The 17442-nt window shown below is 63.7% G+C and carries 15 protein-coding genes; 10 read left to right on the forward strand and 5 right to left on the reverse strand.

The window, feature by feature from the left end; genetic code table 11:
* The first annotated feature begins 454 nt into the window (after window positions 1-454).
* From chrA to ACSQ3G_RS01765, 3 genes are all read left to right on the forward strand, one after another.
* Window positions 455-1789: a chromate efflux transporter gene (chrA, locus tag ACSQ3G_RS01755; protein ID WP_436111650.1), complete on the forward strand. Its 1335-nt coding sequence runs from the start codon at window positions 455-457 to the stop codon at window positions 1787-1789.
* 126 nt (window positions 1790-1915) lie between these two features.
* Entirely contained in the window at window positions 1916-2764 is an 849-nt protein-coding gene (locus ACSQ3G_RS01760) for a TIGR01459 family HAD-type hydrolase (RefSeq protein WP_105402078.1), read from the forward strand.
* 39 nt (window positions 2765-2803) lie between these two features.
* Window positions 2804-3784 carry a bifunctional riboflavin kinase/FAD synthetase gene (locus ACSQ3G_RS01765; RefSeq protein WP_105439004.1) on the forward strand — a complete coding sequence of 327 codons (981 nt, stop codon included), beginning with the start codon at window positions 2804-2806 and terminating at the stop codon, window positions 3782-3784.
* Between the two features lie 4 nt (window positions 3785-3788).
* On the opposite strand, the gene ACSQ3G_RS01770 is transcribed toward ACSQ3G_RS01765, so the two are convergent.
* Together ACSQ3G_RS01770 and ACSQ3G_RS01775 are read right to left on the reverse strand one after the other, a co-directional pair.
* Entirely contained in the window at window positions 3789-4223 is a 435-nt protein-coding gene (locus ACSQ3G_RS01770; protein ID WP_436108823.1) for an RES family NAD+ phosphorylase, read from the reverse strand.
* A 3-nt stretch (window positions 4224-4226) separates the two neighbouring features.
* Entirely contained in the window at window positions 4227-4625 is a 399-nt protein-coding gene (locus ACSQ3G_RS01775) for an Xre family toxin-antitoxin system antitoxin (protein WP_436108824.1), read from the reverse strand.
* A gap of 295 nt (window positions 4626-4920) precedes the next feature.
* On the opposite strand from ACSQ3G_RS01775, the gene ileS reads away from it, so the two are divergent.
* Together ileS and ACSQ3G_RS01785 are read left to right on the forward strand one after the other, a co-directional pair.
* On the forward strand, window positions 4921-7857 hold the full coding sequence (gene ileS, locus ACSQ3G_RS01780) for an isoleucine--tRNA ligase (RefSeq protein WP_436108825.1): 2937 nt from the start codon (window positions 4921-4923) through the stop codon (window positions 7855-7857).
* A gap of 134 nt (window positions 7858-7991) precedes the next feature.
* Window positions 7992-8621 (forward strand): hypothetical protein, encoded by a 630-nt coding sequence (locus tag ACSQ3G_RS01785; RefSeq protein WP_046630949.1) that lies wholly within the window; start codon window positions 7992-7994, stop codon window positions 8619-8621.
* Window positions 8622-8628: 7 nt separating this feature from the next.
* Here ACSQ3G_RS01785 and ACSQ3G_RS01790 read toward each other — a convergent pair whose 3' ends face one another.
* Window positions 8629-9084, reverse strand: coding sequence for a nucleoside deaminase (locus tag ACSQ3G_RS01790; RefSeq protein ID WP_436108826.1), 456 nt, complete (start codon window positions 9082-9084; stop codon window positions 8629-8631).
* 147 nt (window positions 9085-9231) lie between these two features.
* Between ACSQ3G_RS01790 and ACSQ3G_RS01795 the strand changes: the two genes are divergently transcribed.
* From ACSQ3G_RS01795 to ACSQ3G_RS01805, 3 genes are read left to right on the forward strand one after another with little or no spacing between them, the layout of a single operon-like run.
* Complete coding sequence (locus ACSQ3G_RS01795) at window positions 9232-11400, forward strand: pseudouridine synthase (protein ID WP_436108827.1); 2169 nt, start codon at window positions 9232-9234, stop codon at window positions 11398-11400.
* A gap of 6 nt (window positions 11401-11406) precedes the next feature.
* Complete coding sequence (gene rsmD, locus ACSQ3G_RS01800; RefSeq protein ID WP_046630955.1) at window positions 11407-11967, forward strand: 16S rRNA (guanine(966)-N(2))-methyltransferase RsmD; 561 nt, start codon at window positions 11407-11409, stop codon at window positions 11965-11967.
* A gap of 10 nt (window positions 11968-11977) precedes the next feature.
* Complete coding sequence (locus ACSQ3G_RS01805) at window positions 11978-12859, forward strand: patatin-like phospholipase family protein (RefSeq protein ID WP_436108828.1); 882 nt, start codon at window positions 11978-11980, stop codon at window positions 12857-12859.
* Between the two features lie 11 nt (window positions 12860-12870).
* Here the strand turns inward: ACSQ3G_RS01805 and ACSQ3G_RS01810 are convergent, their stop codons facing one another.
* Window positions 12871-13476 carry an NAD(P)H-dependent oxidoreductase gene (locus ACSQ3G_RS01810; RefSeq protein WP_436108829.1) on the reverse strand — a complete coding sequence of 202 codons (606 nt, stop codon included), beginning with the start codon at window positions 13474-13476 and terminating at the stop codon, window positions 12871-12873.
* 79 nt (window positions 13477-13555) lie between these two features.
* On the opposite strand from ACSQ3G_RS01810, the gene ACSQ3G_RS01815 reads away from it, so the two are divergent.
* Complete coding sequence (locus ACSQ3G_RS01815; protein ID WP_436108830.1) at window positions 13556-14176, forward strand: TetR/AcrR family transcriptional regulator; 621 nt, start codon at window positions 13556-13558, stop codon at window positions 14174-14176.
* On the opposite strand, the gene ACSQ3G_RS01820 is transcribed toward ACSQ3G_RS01815, so the two are convergent.
* Window positions 14173-15987, reverse strand: a complete 1815-nt coding sequence (locus tag ACSQ3G_RS01820; RefSeq protein WP_046664620.1) for a monovalent cation:proton antiporter-2 (CPA2) family protein — start codon at window positions 15985-15987, stop codon at window positions 14173-14175. The genes ACSQ3G_RS01815 and ACSQ3G_RS01820 overlap by 4 nt on opposite strands.
* A gap of 104 nt (window positions 15988-16091) precedes the next feature.
* On the opposite strand from ACSQ3G_RS01820, the gene ACSQ3G_RS01825 reads away from it, so the two are divergent.
* Window positions 16092-17438, forward strand: a complete 1347-nt coding sequence (locus ACSQ3G_RS01825; RefSeq protein WP_436108831.1) for a TldD/PmbA family protein — start codon at window positions 16092-16094, stop codon at window positions 17436-17438.
* The last annotated feature ends 4 nt before the right edge of the window (window positions 17439-17442 follow it).

Below are 17442 nucleotides of genomic sequence, written 5' to 3' on the forward strand. Positions count from 1 at the left end.
GTGGAAACCCGTATCTCGGTGCTGTTAGCACTCCCGTTTGGAGAGTGCCAGCCGCGTCGAGATAAGGGTGACCGGCGGATGAGTCAAGAACGGCCGTAAAATTTTCGGGACGGCTCGGAACTCATGGGAAATACGCTTAACGATACGGATGCTGGGCAACGCCTGCGCTTGGCGGACTGATGACCGCTACCGGCCACATCGGGTCGTCGGTTTCGGCTACCTCTCCGGGCAGGTCGGCATGTTGCACCGGACTTTGGTGGAAGAAAGGCGCCGGCGCATTTAACAGCCGCGCGGGGCCTGCGAATGCCGCAACGCCGTACCGCCATGCCGAAGTTCTCTTCCTTCATACGGCCTTCACATATGGCTCCTAGAGGGGGCGGCGAGCTTCCGCGCCCTGTGGGTACATGACGCCATGGACGACAGGTAACCAGGTGCGGAAAAGCATGAGGCAATGATGGATCAGGCGGTGAAGGACGAGATTGCGGTGAGGCCGACGCTCGGCGAGCTGACGGCGGTGTTCGCCAAGATCGGGGTCCTGAGCTTCGGCGGGCCCGCCGGGCAGATCGGACTGATGCACCGGACCCTGGTGGACGAAAGGCGCTGGCTTTCCGAGGCGCGGTTTCTGCATGCCTTGAACTACTGCATGCTGCTGCCGGGACCGGAAGCCCAGCAGCTGGCCACCTATATTGGCTGGCTGATGTTCGGGGTGCGCGGCGGCATGATCGCCGGCCTTCTTTTCGTGCTTCCGGGGCTGGCCGTCATCATCGCCCTTTCGACGGCCTACGCCCTCTATCAGGATACGAGCTGGCTGACCGGCCTGTTTTTCGGCCTCAAGGCGGCGGTGCTCGCGATCGTTGTCGAGGCGGTGATCCGCCTTAGCCGCAAGACGCTGAAGAACCGCCTCCTGTTCGGCATCGCGGGCGCCGCCTTCGTAGCATTGTTCTTCTTCGGCCTGCCGTTTCCGCTCGTGGTGCTGCTGGCGGGGTTAGTCGGCTTCTTTGCCGCCCGCAGGGGCGGTGGAACAGCCAAAAGCTCCGACGCGATCGACCTGCCGAAACGGCCGAAGCCGTTGACGGCGATCGCCACACTGGTCTTCTGGATCGCGGTCTGGCAGCTTCCGCTTCTGCTGCTGTGGATGTTCTCGGCGCCGGAAGGCCTGGCCGTCATGTTCACCTTCTTCTCCAAGATGGCGATGGTGACGTTCGGCGGTGCCTATGCGGTGCTCGCCTATGTGGCGCAGGTGGCGGTCGACAATTATGGCTGGCTGAAACCCGGCGAAATGCTGGACGGGCTGGCGCTTGCCGAAACGACGCCAGGGCCGCTGGTTCTGGTGCTGTCCTTCGTCGGCTTCCTGGTCGGTTTCCGGGAAGCCGCCGGTCTCGGACCGGTCGCCGGCGGCGTGATCGGCGCGCTGCTGGTCGCCTGGGCGACCTTCGTGCCGAGCTTCATCTGGATCTTCGCAGGCGCGCCCTATATCGAGCGGCTGCGCGGCAACCCGGTCCTTTCGGCGGCGCTGTCGGCAATCACGGCCGCGGTCGTCGGCGTAATCCTCAACCTCGCCATCTGGTTCGGCCTGCACGTCCTGTTCCGCGAGGTCGAGCAGACTTCCCTCTGGCCCGCGGCCGGCTTGAGGCTTTTCTGGCCGGTCTGGACGACGCTCGATCCGCTCGCCTTCCTGCTTTTCGTGGTATCGGCCTTCCTGCTCTTCCGCATGAAGATCGGCATGGTGCCGGTCCTGGCCGTCAGCGCGGTCGTGGGCCTTGCCGTCAGGTTGGCGGTAGCGAGCTAGGGACGAAGTGGGAAGAGTTATCCTTGCCGACGTGCCGATGCGGTTGCGGCTTTTCTCCCGAATATCTCTTGTAATCCTTAACCGGGTTTGTCATGTGACCCGGGACTTGCGAGATGGGAAGGTTACATGGCAAAGCGCATCGGCAATCTGAACGAAGTGATCGGCGACTACGACGTGGTCCTTTCGGACGTCTGGGGTGTGGTTCACAACGGTGTCGAGGCCTTCCAGCATTCCTGCAAGGCGCTCGCCGCGGCCCGCGAAGCCGGCGCCACCGTCGTGCTGATCACCAATTCGCCGCGCACGGCTCCCGGCGTCATCGAGCAGATGCGCACGCTCGGCGTGCCCGACGGCACCTATGACCGGATCGTCACATCCGGCGACGTCACCCAACACCTGATCGTCGACGGCCCGAAAAAGGTCTTTCTGATCGGTCCCGAGCGCGACCTCAACCTGTTTGACGGGCTCGGCGTCGAGGTGGTCTCCGCCGACGAAGCCGAATGCATCGTCTGCACGGGTTTCTTCGACGACGAGAAGGAAGTACCGGAAGACTATACCGACATGCTGGCAGCGTTCGCCAAGCGTGACGTGCCTTTCATCTGCGCCAACCCGGATCTCGTCGTCGAGCGCGGCCACAAGATCATCCCCTGCGCAGGCGCGGTGGCGGCCTATTACGAAGAGTTCGGCGGCAAGACCCGCGTCGCCGGCAAGCCGCACCGTCCGATCTACGAGGCGACGATCGAAGCCGCCCGAGAAGTGCGCGGCGAGTTCCCGATGAACCGGGTGCTGGCGATCGGCGACGGCATGCCGACCGACGTGCGCGGCGCGCTCGCATACGGCCTCGACCTGCTCTATATCAGCGCGGGCATCCATGTCGCGGAATACACCGTCAACGGCCAGACCGACGAGGCGATCCTCAATGCCTGGCTGAAGCGGGAAAATGCCGCGCCGAAATACTGGATGCCGCGCCTCGCATAGCCCCTGGGCCCGAATTCGGCCTGAACCGGAACCCGCCGCATGACAGTCTTCCACCGCAACGAGAAGAAGGAACCGCTGCCCGAGGAACTGAAGGGCGGCGTCATCGCCATCGGCAATTTCGACGGTGTGCATCGCGGCCATCGCAGCGTGCTGGAGCGCGCGCTGGCACTTGCCGAACAGCACGGCGTACCCGCCCTGGTGCTGACCTTCGAGCCGCATCCGCGCACCGTTTTCCGCCCGGAGGAACCGGTCTTCCGCCTGACCCCGGCGCCGCTCAAGGCTCGCCTGCTGGAGGCCATGGGTTTCCGCTCGGTGATCGAATATCCCTTCACCCGCGAGTTCGCGACCCGCTCGGCGGAAGAATTCATCCAGACCATTCTCGTGGATTGGCTGGCAGCCAGCGCCGTCGTCACCGGCTTCGACTTTCATTTCGGCAAGGACAGGAAAGGCGGCCCGGCCTTCCTGATGGCATCGGGCGGCAAGCACGGTTTCAACGTGCAGCTGGTCGATGCCTTTCGCGACGAGAATGCTGACGTAATCTCGTCCAGCCGCATCCGCGATCTGCTGGCGGAAGGCGATGTCTCCGCCGCGGCCGGCCTGCTCGGTTATCGCTATACGCTTGAGGCAGAAGTGATCGGCGGTGAAAAGCTCGGCCGGCAGCTCGGTTTCCCGACTGCCAACATGCAGCTGCCGCCGGAGGCCGTACTCAAGGCCGGCATCTACGCCGTGCGCTTCCGCCGCCCCGACGGCACGCTTTTCGACGGCGTCGCCAGCTACGGCCGCCGCCCGACGGTGACCGAAAACGGTGCGCCCCTGCTCGAGACCTACCTCTTCGACTTCTCCGGCAGCCTCTACGGCGAAACCTGTTCCGTCTCCTTCTTCGGCCACCTGCGCGACGAACTGAAGTTCGACGGGCTGGATGCCCTGGTCGCTCAGATCAAGCGGGACGAGGAAGAGGCGCGGGCGCTGCTGTCCGGCGTCAGGCCGCTTGGCGAAGTGGACGCCAAGATCGCGTTTTGAGGGGTTAGCGGAGCAGCCGGCTGTCGAAGGGGTAGCGCACCGCTTTTTCGATTGTCAGCTTCCCGGCATCCGCATGCTGAGGATTGAAAAGAACATTGGCGGCCTCCGGCAGGATCGCCGACGGCACTTTCAGAAGGCAGAATTTGTTTTCCACGAGCCACGCGTTTCCCGCATGCTCCGTCGCTGCTTTGTCCCGGCAATTAATGTCATCTGGCGCTATCGTCTGAACGGCAAGATCGTCTGGGCAGCGGATCTTCAACAGCTGAAAATCCCGAGGCAGATCTTCCGGATCCACATGCACGAGTATCTCCAGAAGTGCGGTGGATGGATGGTCGCAGCAACAAACGATCGGCGTTCCTTGTTTATGCCATCGCCCGGGAGCGAACAGCCCGCCTCTGCCGGAAAGGTCGGCGTAATTGGAAATCCGCCAGAGGATCATGCGTCAGACATAAATGCCGTGATCGATCTGATGCAGCGCTTGCTCCACCAGTACGGCACCGCTCTCCGATTCAAGAAGGTCGAGCGGCACGATACCATCCAGGCCCCTGTTCGGCTTGCGTAGCCAACGCTGGGCTGTGTCGCGTTCGCCGAAAACCTGTTCGGCCAGCTCCATCACGCGAACGACGCGCAGGGCGCCATCATTCTCGGTGATGGTCAGCGGTTCGCCATTGGCGATCCGGCGAGCGAGCGTGCGGCGGGGTGCGATAAATCGATAGAGTTCATCCATCGAAAAACCGAGTTCAGTCAGCTTGGAAACCGTGGCTCCGTCATAGGTCTTGATGCGACCATGGGAGGCGATCTCCAGTCGTTTGCGGATAGGCATGTTAGCAGTGGTGCTCATTTGGCGGCTCCGTGCCATTTGCCCAGAAATATAAGCGCAGATGGCACTAAAATCAAATGCGGCTTTCTGGACGAAATTGGCTTGGTAAATCCCCTTCCTTTCCGCCGCAAAAACCCTTAAGAACCGCCACCATGAAAAAATTCCGGCTGGCCCAGATCATTCGAATTATAGGCCCGGCCTTCCGCGCGCTGTAAGAGCGGCCGGAGGGTCCGGGTTTTTGGCGCTTCATGAGCGCCTTCCGCCAGCGAATTTTCATCGAGATGCGCCCCGTCGCGGCGCCAGGACGATTGCTTCCATGACCGATACCGCCGAAAAGCTCGACTATTCGAAGACCCTCTATCTGCCCGAAACCGATTTCCCGATGCGCGCCGGCCTGCCGCAGAAGGAACCGGAACTGGTTGCCCGCTGGCAGCAGATGGACCTCTACAAGCAGCTTCGCGCCTCCGCCGCGGGCCGGACAAAATTCGTGCTGCATGATGGCCCGCCCTATGCCAACGGCAACATCCACATCGGCCACGCGCTGAACAAGATCCTGAAGGACGTCATCACCCGCTCGTTCCAGATGCGTGGTTATGACTCGAACTATGTTCCGGGCTGGGATTGCCACGGCCTTCCGATCGAATGGAAGATCGAGGAAGCCTATCGCGCCAAGGGCAAGAACAAGGACGAAGTTCCGATCAACGAATTCCGCCAAGAATGCCGCGAGTTCGCCGCCGGCTGGATCAAGGTCCAGGGTGAAGAATTCAAGCGCCTCGGCATCGTCGGCGATTTCGAAAACCCGTACCTGACGATGAACTTTCACGCCGAGAGCCGCATCGCCGGCGAACTCCTGAAGATCGCCAAGAGCGGCCAGCTCTATCGCGGTTCGAAGCCCATCATGTGGTCCGTCGTCGAGCGCACCGCGCTGGCTGAGGCCGAGGTCGAATACCACGATTACGAGAGCGACACGATCTGGGTGAAGTTCCCGGTTTCGGACGTGAATTTCGAAAGTGCACCAGATGACGGTTTCGATCTCGCAACTGTGGAAGAGCTGAGATCGGCTTTCCTAGTTATCTGGACGACAACGCCCTGGACCATCCCCGGCAACCGCGCCATCGCTTACTCGCCAAAGATCTCCTACGGCCTCTATGAGGTGACCGAAGCGGCGAACGACTTCGGCCCCCGTCCAGGAGAAAAGCTGATCCTCGCCGACAAGCTGGCGGAGGAGAGCTTCGCCAAGGCGAAGCTGCAGTACAAGCGTCTTGGATCTGTCACCGCCGATGAACTCGGCGCGATCACCGCTGCGCATCCCCTCGCAGGCCTCGGTGGCGGCTACGATTTCGCCGTCCCCCTCCTCGCCGGCGATCACGTCACCGATGATGCCGGCACCGGGTTCGTCCACACCGCCCCCGGCCACGGCCGCGAGGACTTTGACGCCTGGACATCGGTTGCCCGCGAGCTCGAAGCCCGCGGCATCTCGTCGAAAATCCCCTTCACGGTCGACGACGGCGGTTTCTACACGGCCGACGCCCCCGGTTTCGAGGGCGCTCGCGTCATGGACGACAACGGCAAGAAGGGCGATGCCAACGACCGCGTCATCAAGGCGCTGATCGAGCGCAACGCGCTGTTTGCGCGCGGCCGGATGAAGCATCAATACCCGCATTCGTGGCGGTCGAAGAAGCCGATCATCTTCCGCAACACGCCGCAGTGGTTCGTCTACATGGACAAGGACCTTGCCGACGGCACCACGCTGCGCTCACGCGCGCTGAAGGCGATCGACGACACGCGTTTCGTGCCCGCTGCCGGCCAGAACCGCCTGCGCGCCATGATCGAACAGCGCCCGGACTGGGTGCTTTCGCGTCAGCGCGCCTGGGGCGTCCCGATCTGCGTCTTTGTCGACGAGCAGGGCGAAATCCTTCAGGACGAGGCGGTTAACCAGCGCATCCTCGAAGCCTTCGATCTCGAAGGTGCCGACGCCTGGTTCGCCGAAGGAGCGCGCGAGCGTTTTCTGGGGTCGCGTGCCAATGAAGGCTGGACCCAGGTAAGGGATATCCTCGATGTCTGGTTTGATTCAGGCTCGACGCACACCTTCACGCTGGAAGACCGACCGGACCTGAAATGGCCGGCCGACGTCTATCTGGAAGGTTCGGACCAGCATCGCGGCTGGTTCCACTCCTCGCTGCTGGAATCCGCCGCCACCCGCGGCAGGGCGCCCTATGACACGGTCGTCACCCATGGCTTCACCATGGATGAGAAGGGCCAGAAGATGTCGAAGTCGCTCGGCAATGTCGTGGCCCCACAGGACGTCATGAAGGATGCCGGCGCCGATATCCTGCGCCTCTGGGTGATGACGACGGACTATTGGGAAGACCAGCGCCTCGGCAAGACGATCATCCAGACCAATGTCGATGCGTACCGCAAGCTGCGTAACACGATCCGCTGGATGCTCGGCACGCTGGCCCATGACGAGGGCGAGGAGATCGCCTATGCCGATCTGCCGGAACTCGAAAAGCTGATGCTGCATCGCCTGGCCGAGCTCGATAAACTCGTGCGCGAAGGCTACGACGCTTTCGAGTTCAAGAAGATCGCCCGGGCGCTCATCGATTTTTCCAATATCGAGCTGTCGGCCTTCTACTTCGATATCCGCAAGGATGCGCTTTATTGCGATGCCCCGTCGTCGCTGCGCCGTCGTGCGGCTCTTGCGGTCATCCGCAAGATCTTCGACTGCACGGTGACCTGGCTTGCGCCCATGCTGCCGTTCACCACCGAGGAATCGTGGCTGTCGCGCAACCCGAACGCCGTCTCGATCCATCTCGAGCAGTTCCCGACGGTTCCGGCCGAGTGGAAGAACGAGGCGGTTGCCGAAAAGTGGGCGCGGATCCGCAAGGTGCGCTCGGTTGTCACAGGCGCGCTCGAAATCGAACGCAAGGACAAGCGGATCGGCTCTTCGCTGGAGGCCGCACCGGTCGTTTATGTCAACGATCCGGAGCTGCTGAAGGCGTTGGAAGGCCAGGAGTTTGAAGAGACCTGCATCACGTCGGGCATCGCGATCGTTGCGGGCGAGGGGCCGGAGAGCGCCTTCCGTCTGCCGGAAGTGCAGGGCGTTGCCGTCGATCCGAAACTCGCCGAAGGCACCAAATGTGCCCGCTCGTGGCGGGTGACGACCGATGTCGGCTCCGATCCTGCCTATCCGGATGTTTCGGCGCGTGACGCTGCCGCATTGCGCGAGTTGGCCGCTCTCGGCCGGCTTTGATGGTGGAAAGTTACCGGATGATTGCGCTTTGAGCAATCATCCGGTAAAACCGCCTGAAATTGGCCGGATTTTCCGGTCATCAGGCGTTTGAGTGTGTCTGAGGCGTCAGGACGGGCGCCGCTGGAAGGGTTTTGATGAAAGCGACATATGCGTTTCGTGTCGGCATGGGCGTGGCCGGTGTCCTCGCCTCGACATTGACCCTTTCGGGCTGCATCGGCGGCCCGACATACGGCACTGACAAGACAGCCATGGAGCAGCTGACCGACGACCTCGGTCAGTCCGTCTCGCTGGGCGGCAAGAGCGCCGAAGCGAAAGCGGGCCTGAAATACAACCCGCGTCCTTCGCTGGTTGTCGCCAAGGGCCAGGATCAGGCGCTGCCGGCGCCGCAGCAATCGCTGGCGAACCGCGAGAGCAATCCCAACTGGGTCGAATCTCCGGAAGAAACCCGCAAGCGTCTGCGTGACGAAGCGGCGGCCCACGAGAACGATCCCAACTATCGTTCACCGCTGCTCGCAGGCAGCGGCCAGGCCGGTCAGATGACCGAAACGGAAAAGTGGGAAGCCTTCCGCAAGGCCAAGGAAAACGCCGAGACCGTCAGCGTCACCGGACGCCGCCGTTCGCTCGCCGATCCGCCGGCGGAGTTCCGTTCGGCGGATGCGGCTGCCCTGTCGGATGTCGGCGAGCCCGAAAGCCAGAAGGAAAAGCGCCGCAAGGCGCAAGCCGCGGAAGCCAAGAAGGGCAGCGACTGGTGGAAGCTGTTCTAAGCCCGCTTTAGCTCTCTCTTTTCGATCTGAAGAAGCCGGTGAGCAGGATCGCGGCCTCGCTTTCGCCGAGGCCGGAATAGACTTCCGGCGCATGATTGCAGGTCGGCTGGGCAAAGAAGCGCACGCCGTTGTCCACCGCTCCGCCTTTCGGGTCCTCCGCGCCGTAATAGAGCCGCCGGATGCGCGCAAACGAGATCGCCGCCGCGCACATGGTGCAGGGTTCGAGCGTCACGTAAAGGTCGGCACCCGATAGCCGCTCCTGTCCAAGGGCGGCTGCGGCATCCCGGATGACGGCGATTTCGGCATGGGCGGTAACGTCGTTTTCGGCGCGGGTCCGGTTTCCGGAGCGGGCGACGACAACGCCGTCGATGACAAGAACGGCGCCGATCGGAACCTCGCCACGGGCGGCCGCGTCTTTGGCTTCCGCAAGGGCAGCATTCATGAACCCATCGGTATTAGGCATTTCGGCGATTTCCTCTTAACCCGGATCGCGCGAACTGGTAGGAAGCATCCAACTGGACGCCCGGCTGCGGGCACGAATCCATCTCAGTCAACACGAACAAGAATGTCCGGATCGCTCCGTAGACATCACGCTTCAGGCAAACAACAAATGAATTCCAAAGACAAGCCGAAGCGCGGCGAAGGCAAGACTTTCGTTCGCGAAACCAAACCGAGAGCCGCTCCGAAGGCCGGCCCTGGCGGCAAGGCGGGCTTTTCCGCCAAGGAAGGCCTTGCGCCCAGGAAGAGTTCCGCGGCCAAGAGCGGCGCTGAAAAGGCGGCAAAGCCCATCCGCAAGCTGCCGCCGGCACCGGAAACCATGGAGGCCGAGGGCAAGCCCGAGCGCATCTCCAAGATCCTCGCACGCGTCGGCGTCGCGTCGCGCCGCGATATCGAGCGGATGATCATGGAAGGCCGGGTCAGCCTGAACGGCAAGGTCCTCGATACGCCGGTCGTCAACGTGACGCTCGCCGACAAGATCGAGGTGGACGGCATGCCGATCCGCGGCATCGAGCGCACCCGCCTCTGGCTCTACCACAAGCCTGCCGGCCTGGTGACCACCAATTCCGATCCGGAAGGCCGCGCGACTGTCTTCGACAACCTTCCCGAAGGTCTGCCGCGGGTGCTCTCCATCGGCCGCCTCGACATCAATACCGAAGGCCTGCTGCTGCTGACCAACGATGGCGGCCTGTCGCGCGTGCTGGAACTGCCGACCACCGGCTGGCTGCGCCGTTACCGCGTGCGCGCCCATGGCGAGATCAAGCAGGAGGAGTTGGACAAGCTGAAGGAGGGCATCGCCGTCGAAGGCGTGCTCTACGGCTCGATCGACGCGACGCTCGACCGCACCCAGGGCAGCAATGTCTGGATCACCATGGGCCTTCGCGAAGGCAAGAACCGCGAGATCAAGAACGTGCTCGGCGCGCTCGGCCTCGAGGTCAACCGCCTGATCCGTATCTCCTACGGGCCGTTCCAGCTCGGGGACCTGCCGGAAGGCGAGGTGGTGGAAGTGCGGGGCCGCATGCTGCGCGACCAGCTCGGGCCGCGCCTGATCGAGGAATCCAAGGCGAATTTCGACGCGCCGATCTATACCGAGACGGCTGCGGAAGAGGATGAGAAGCCCGCCCGTGCCGAACGTTCGGCCCGTAACGAGAAGTCGGAATGGGCGGCAAGGCCGGAGCGGAGCGAACGTCCGCGTGCCGGCAAGCCGGAGGACCGGCGCGAAAAGCCGCTCGGCCGTCTGGATACCAAGCGCGACGACCGCAAGTTCGCCGACAAGCCGCGCGGCGCAAAGCCGTTCGGCGGTCGCGCTGAGGACGAGGACGACCGGCCGAAGAAGCGTCCGCCGATGGGCACCAGCCGCACCGCCAATGTCTGGATGGCGCCGGGCGCCCGCCCGACCACCGAAAACAAGACGCGCAAATCCTCCGCCCGTGCCGAGGCCGAGCAGCTTTTCAAGAAGCCCACGCCTCAGAACGACCGGCCGGTCATCGTCAACCGCGCCGAAGAGGACCGCGACTGGATCCGCGCCGACGGGCCTGACAAGCCGGAAAAGGCCGATTTCGGCCGCAAGAAGTCCTTTGGCGACCGCCCGGATCGTGGCGACCGTTCCTTCGGCGACAAACCGAGAGGCGACCGCAAGCCGCGTGAGGACGGCGACCGTCCGCGGACCAAATCCTTCTCGGGCGACGCCCGCTCGGAGCGCCCGCGTGGTGACCGTCCCTTCGGCGACAAACCCCGTGGCGACCGCCCGTTCGGCGACAAGCCGAGAGGCGACCGCCCGTTTGCTGACCGCAAGCCACGCGCCGATGGTGATCGCCCTGCTCGTTCCTTCGGCGAAGGCCGTTCCGAGCGTCCGCGCGGCGAGCGTCCTTCCGGTGACCGTCCGCCCCGTGGTGACCGTCCGTTCGGCGACAAGCCGAGAGGCGAACGGTCGTTCGGCGACCGCAAGCCGCGCGAGGATGGAGAGCGTCCCGCACGGTCCTTCTCCGCAGGCGAGGGCCGCTCCGAGCGTCCGCGCAGCGACCGGCCGTTCTCGGACCGGCCGCCTCGTGGTGATCGTCCCGCAGGTGACCGGCCCACAGGTGACAGGCCGCGCGGTGGAAAGCCTGGCGGCAAGCCCTTCGGAGCAAAGCCGGGCGGCGGCAAGAGCTTTGGCGGAAAACCTTCCGGCGGCCGCGGAAAACCGGCGGGTGCCGGCGGCAAGCCCGGGGGCAAGCCTGGTGGCCGGCCCGCCTCGGGCGGACGCCCGGCCGGCGGCAAGCCGCGCACGCCGAGAGGGTAACGCGCAGTGCGGATCGTCGGTGGTGAATTTCGCGGCCGGTCTCTGGCCACGCCCAAAACAAGCGACATCCGGCCGACCATCGACCGGACGCGCGAAAGCCTGTTCAATATCATCGGCCACGTCTATCCGCAGGCACTGGATGGCGGCCGGGTGATCGACCTCTTCGCCGGCACCGGCGCGGTGGGGCTGGAGGCGTTGTCGCGCGGCTGCAAGAGTGCGCTCTTCGTCGAGAACGGCGTCGAGGGCAGGGGCCTGTTGTGGGAGAATATCGACAGCCTCGGCCTGCATGGCCGGGCGCGCATCCTGCGCCGTGATGCCACCAAGCTCGGCACGGCCAACAATATCGAGCCGTTTCATTTCTTGTTTGCCGACCCGCCTTATGGCCAGGGGCTCGGCGAGGGCGCCATGCTTTCGGCCCATGCCGGCGGCTGGCTCGCACCCGGAGCCCTTGCCATTCTGGAGGAGCGGGCCGACATCAATCCTGCCGTCGATGCCGTCTTCAAGTTTTTGGAGAGCCGGACGTTCGGCGATACCCGCATGGATTTTTTCCGCTACCAGCCGGCCTGAGGTCAGAGGAATGAACACAAGGCTTGCAGTTCCCGATCTCGAAGCCGTCAGAGCCAAGGGCGGCCTGACGTTTGCGGTTGCTCTCGGCGGCGGCGGCGCGCGGGGCCTCTCGCATATCCAGATCATCGAGGCGCTCGACGAGCTCGGCATACGGCCGGTGGCGATTTCCGGCTCGTCGATCGGCGCGATCATCGGCGCCGGCATGGCGTCGGGCATGACCGGACGCGAGATCCGCGAATACGCGCTGGAGACGGTCGGCCATCGCGGTACCCTTTTGAACAAGCTCTGGGGTCTCGGCCCGGCGACCATGCGCGACAAGCTCGGCGGTTTCCGCTTCGGCCAGTTCAATCTCGAACTCATCCTCGATGCCTTCCTGCCGCCGCAGGTGCCGGAGGATTTCGCCGATCTCGAAATCCCGATGAAGATCTCGGCTACCGATTATTACGGCCAGGCGGAGGTGATCCTCGAACAGGGCGAGTTGCGCACCGCGATCGCGGCGTCTGCCGCCATTCCCGGCCTGTTCATGCCGGTCCGGGTCAACGGGCGGGTGATGATCGATGGCGGCGTCTTCAATCCCGTCCCGTATGAGCAACTGATGGATGTTGCCGACGTGGTGATCGGCGTCGACGTGGTCGGTGCGCCGGAAGGCGACGGCACCCATGCGCCCAATCGCATCGACAGCCTGTTCGGCGCCAGCCAGCTGACCATGCAGGCAAGCATCGCGCTCAAGCTGAAGCTCAATCCGCCCCAGATCTTCCTTCGGCCGTCGGTCAACCGTTTCCGGGTGCTGGACTTCCTGAAGGCCCGCGACATCCTCGACGAGTCCGAGCACATCAAGGATGAGCTCAAGCGCGCCATTGACGCGCTTCATGCGGCAGCAGCCGAAGCCTGACGTTTGAGCTGCTACGCGGCCTCGGTTTTCCGGACAGCGCTGAAAACATTGCGGCCGGTCTTCCGTGCGATCTCCGACGGGAAATCGGGTTTAGCCAGTTCTTCTTCCAGCAGAAGCTCGGATGCCATGACCGGCGCGCCGCAATAATCGAATATTCCGTGATCGATCTGTGTCCTCATCGCGCCGAAATAACCGTGCCGCGCATAGGTGCGCATGTCGGCGCCGCCGATCGCGACCAGATGGATGGGGAGGTGGCGAAGTTTCTTCACCACCTTGGCGCCTTTGACGTCGTCATAGGCCCAGCCGTTTGCGAAGACGCGATCGATCCATCCTTTCAGTAGCCCCGGCATCGACCACCAGTAGACGGGATAGACGAGCACCAGTGCATCGGCGCGGTCGATCCTCGCCTGTTCGGCCGTGACATCCGCCGAGGGTGGTGCCTCCCTGCGATGCGCCGCGAGATCCGCCTGTGTAAACCTGGGATCGAAGCCCTCCGCCGCAAGGTCGGCAATTTCAAAAGAGCCGCCGGACATGGTGATGCCCTCGGCGAGATGGGCGGCGACGTTGTGGGTGAGGGATTCGGGTTCGGGATGCGAAACGACGATCAGCGCGTGCATGGCGAAAACTCCTGCTGGCAGATTGAAACTCACGGGCAGTGGTTATATACTTTTGGTAAGTTACTTTTGGTATATAGTCATGTCAAGCATCGAAATGAAAGAACCGGCGCGTCTCCGGCAGCGCCTGTCGCGGCAGGGAAGGCGCCAGCAGTTGATGGAGGTTGCGTGGCGCATCGTCCGCGAAGAAGGCACGGATGCCCTGACGCTTCCCCGGCTGGCGGAGCAGGCGGGCGTCGCAAAGCCCGTCGTCTACGATCATTTCAGCACCCGCCCCGTTCTCCTGGCCGCGCTTTATCAGGATTTCGACAGCCGCCAGACGGCCATCATGGACGCGGCCCTGCAATCGAGCGGGCCGACGCTTGCCGACCGGGCTGCGGTCATCGCCTCCTCCTATGTGGATTGTGTTCTGTTGCAGGGCCGGGAGATACCGGGCGTCATCGCCGCGCTGGAGAGCTCTCCCGAGCTCGAACGGATCAAGCACGAATACGAGGGCATATTCATGGAAAAATGCCGGCTTGCGCTTCTCCCGTTCGCAGAGGCCGGTCATATAGCTTCGCCCGGGCTCTGGGCCCTGCTCGGTGCAGCCGAAGCGCTGTCTGACGCCGCCGCCAGCGGCGACATCACGGCGGCAGAGGCCAAGGCCGAGCTTTCCGAGACGATCGTCGCGATGGTCGCAAGAGGGAGCGCCGGCCGGCCCTAGCCGTTCTCCGCCGTCGCCGGTTCCGCGCTCAGTTCGTCGGCGTCCACCACCATCGACCGCTTCGGCTTGATCAGCGGTTCCGGCCGGACCGGGCTGTTGAACAGCATTTCGCGGCCGGCGCCGAGCCCCTGGACGGCCTGGATCTGCAGCCGCTCCTCGTCGCGCTGGCGGATGTCGTCGCCGATCTCGTCGGTCTCGTTCTCGCTCATGCCGAGCGCTTCCAGCGTCTTTTTTCCGAACAGCAGGCCGGATTCCAGGGTCTCGCGCAGCTCGTATTCGACGTTCCGATCCCGCAGCGACAGCGCATGGATACGGTCGTAGGAGCGGACATAGAGGCGCACGTCCGGAAATTGCGAGCGGATGAGATCGACGATCTGGTCGGTCGTCTCGCGTTTCTGGGTGGTGACGGCGACGATCTTCGCCTTTTCGATGCCCGACGCGATCAGCACGTCCCGACGCGTCCCGTCGCCGAAATAGATACGGAAACCGAAGGAGGCGGCCTGGCGGATGCGGTCGGCGGAATCGTCGATGACGGTCACCTCGCGGCCGCCGGCCAGCAGGATCTGAGCGGCGATCTGGCCGAAACGCGAAAACCCGATCATCAGCACGTCGGCCCCGGCACCGTTGAAATCCTCCTCCAGTTCCTCGCGGCTCTCGCCGTTGAGGAGCCGTTTGGAAAGTGCCGCACCGAAGGGTGTAAGCGCCATCGACAGCGTCACGCCGGCGATCAGCAGCGAGGCGGTGGCCGACGAGAACAGGCCGCTCGCCGTTGCCGTGGTGAACAGCACGAAGCCGAATTCGCCGCCCTGCGGCAGCAGGAACGCGATGCGCACCGCATCATTGTGCGGCGAACCCCAGAGCCGGGAGAGCCCGTAGACGATCAGCGCCTTGAGCGCCATGAAGATCGGCACCGCGGGCAGGATGAAGAAGATGTTGTCGAGGATGACATGGACTTCCAGCGACAGGCCGACGGCCATGAAGAACAGCGCCAGAAGCAGGCCGCGGAACGGTTCGATATCCGCCTCCAGCTCGTGCCGGTAGGAGGATTCGGCCAGCATCACGCCGGACAGGAAGGCGCCCATCGCCATCGACAGGCCGACCGCCTGCATGGCGGCTGCCGACCCCAGCACCACCAGCAGCGCTGCGGCGATCATCACCTCGCGCGCACCGGTGCGGGCAATAATCTGGAACATCGGCGTCAGGAGATAGCGTCCGGCAATCACCATCGCACCCACGGCCCCGACCGCGATGGCGAAATCCAGAAGCGGCGAGGCTTCCGTCTCCGTGGTCCCGGGCGCCAGGATGGTAATCAGTGCCAGCAGCGGCACGATGGCGAGATCCTGGAACAGCAGCACCGAAAACGATCGTTGGCCGTGCCGGCTGTTCATCTCGCCGTCGTCGTTGAGGATCTGCAGGGCAAACGCCGTCGAGGATAATGCAAGGCCGAAACCGACGATCAGGCTGCCGCGCCAGTCAGCCATATTGCTCAGATAGGCCAGTCCGGTCAGCACCAGTCCTGAGATCACCACCTGTGCCGGCCCGAGGCCGAACACGTCGCCGCGCATCTGCCAGAGACGCGAAGGCTTCAGTTCGAGCCCGATGATGAACAGCAGGAAAACGACGCCGAATTCCGCGAAATGCAGCACTTCTTCCGTCTCGACGATCTGCTGCATGATCGGTCCGATGACCACGCCGGCGGCGAGATAACCGAGCACCGTGCCGAGTCCCAGCTTCCTGAACACCGGGGCGGCAATCACCGCGCCGGCAAGCAGGAGAAGCATTTGGGAAAATAGCGAGCCGGGAGCGGTCATGCGGGATACTTTCAGTCTAAGGTGGGAAATCAAGAATCGGCGAGCCGCCCTTGATGCTTCTGACAGTGCACAATAAATGGGACGAGAATGAAAGGCTTGCAATCATGACCTCTGAAATCGATTCCGCCGAACTGCTTTCCCGCGCCAGCCAACTGATCGATCTAGCCAAGGCCGCGGGAGCGGATCAGGCGGATGCGGTCGTGGTTCGCTCCCGATCCCGTTCCGTCAGCGTCCGTCTCGGCAAGGTCGAGGGCACGGAAGCGTCCGAGAGCGACGATTTCTCGCTTCGCGTCTTCGTCGGCCGCCAAGTGGCGAGCGTCTCGGCCAATCCCGGCTTCGACATGAAGGTGCTTGCCGAGCGCGCCGTCGCCATGGCCAGGGTCTCTCCCGAAGATCCTTTCGCCTGCCTTGCGGACGAGGCCGATCTCGCCAGATCCTATCCGGACCTCGAACTCTACGATCCGACCGATGTACCGACCGATGCATTGCGCGAAGCGGCGCTGGAAATGGAGCAGGCGGCGCTCGACGTTGAGGGTGTCACCAATTCCTCCGGTGCCGGCGCGTCGTCCGGCATGGGCGGCCTCGTGCTCGTCACCTCCCACGGCTTTTCCGGCAGCTACATGGCATCCCGTTTCGGCCGTTCTGTCAGCGTCATTGCCGGCGAGGGCACCAAGATGGAGCGCGACTACGATTTCGACAGCCGCCTTTATGCCGCCGATCTCGACGACCCGAAGCTGATCGGCCTCCGCGCCGGCGAGCGCGTCGTCAAGCGCGTCAATCCGCGCCAGGTCGACACCGGCAGCAACGTCACCGTCGTCTTTGATCCGCGCATCGCCCGCGGTTTCGTCGGCCACGTCGCCGGCGCCATCAACGGCGCGTCCGTCGCCCGCAAGACCAGCTTCCTGCGCGACAAGATGGGCCAGCAGGTGCTCAAAGCCGGGCTCAGCATCACCGACGATCCGCTGATCGTGCGTGGTTCCTCTTCGCGTCCTTTCGACGGCGAGGGCGTGTCCGGCGAGCGCATGGTGATGATCGAGGACGGCGTCCTGAACCATTGGTTCCTGTCGACCTCGACCGCGCGCGAACTGGGGCTTGCCACCAACGGCCGCGGCGTGCGCGGCGGCACGGCTGTCTCGCCCGCCTCCACCAATCTGGCGCTGGAGCCCGGCGACATCTCACCCGAGGATCTGATCAAGTCGATCGGCAACGGTTTCTACATCACCGAACTGATCGGCCAGGGCGTTAACATGATCACCGGCGAATACTCGCGCGGCGCCACCGGCTTCTGGATCGAGAACGGCGAGCTCGCATATCCTGTTTCGGAAGTGACGATCGCCTCCAACCTCAAGGACATGTTCATGCGCCTGACGCCGGCCAACGACATTGACCGAAAGTTCGGCGTCGCCTCCCCGACCATCGCCATCGAGGGCATGACACTGGCGGGACGCTGATCCC

It is taken from the genome of Neorhizobium tomejilense, assembly GCF_964254135.1.
In the GTDB taxonomy this organism is placed as follows: domain Bacteria; phylum Pseudomonadota; class Alphaproteobacteria; order Rhizobiales; family Rhizobiaceae; genus Neorhizobium; species Neorhizobium tomejilense.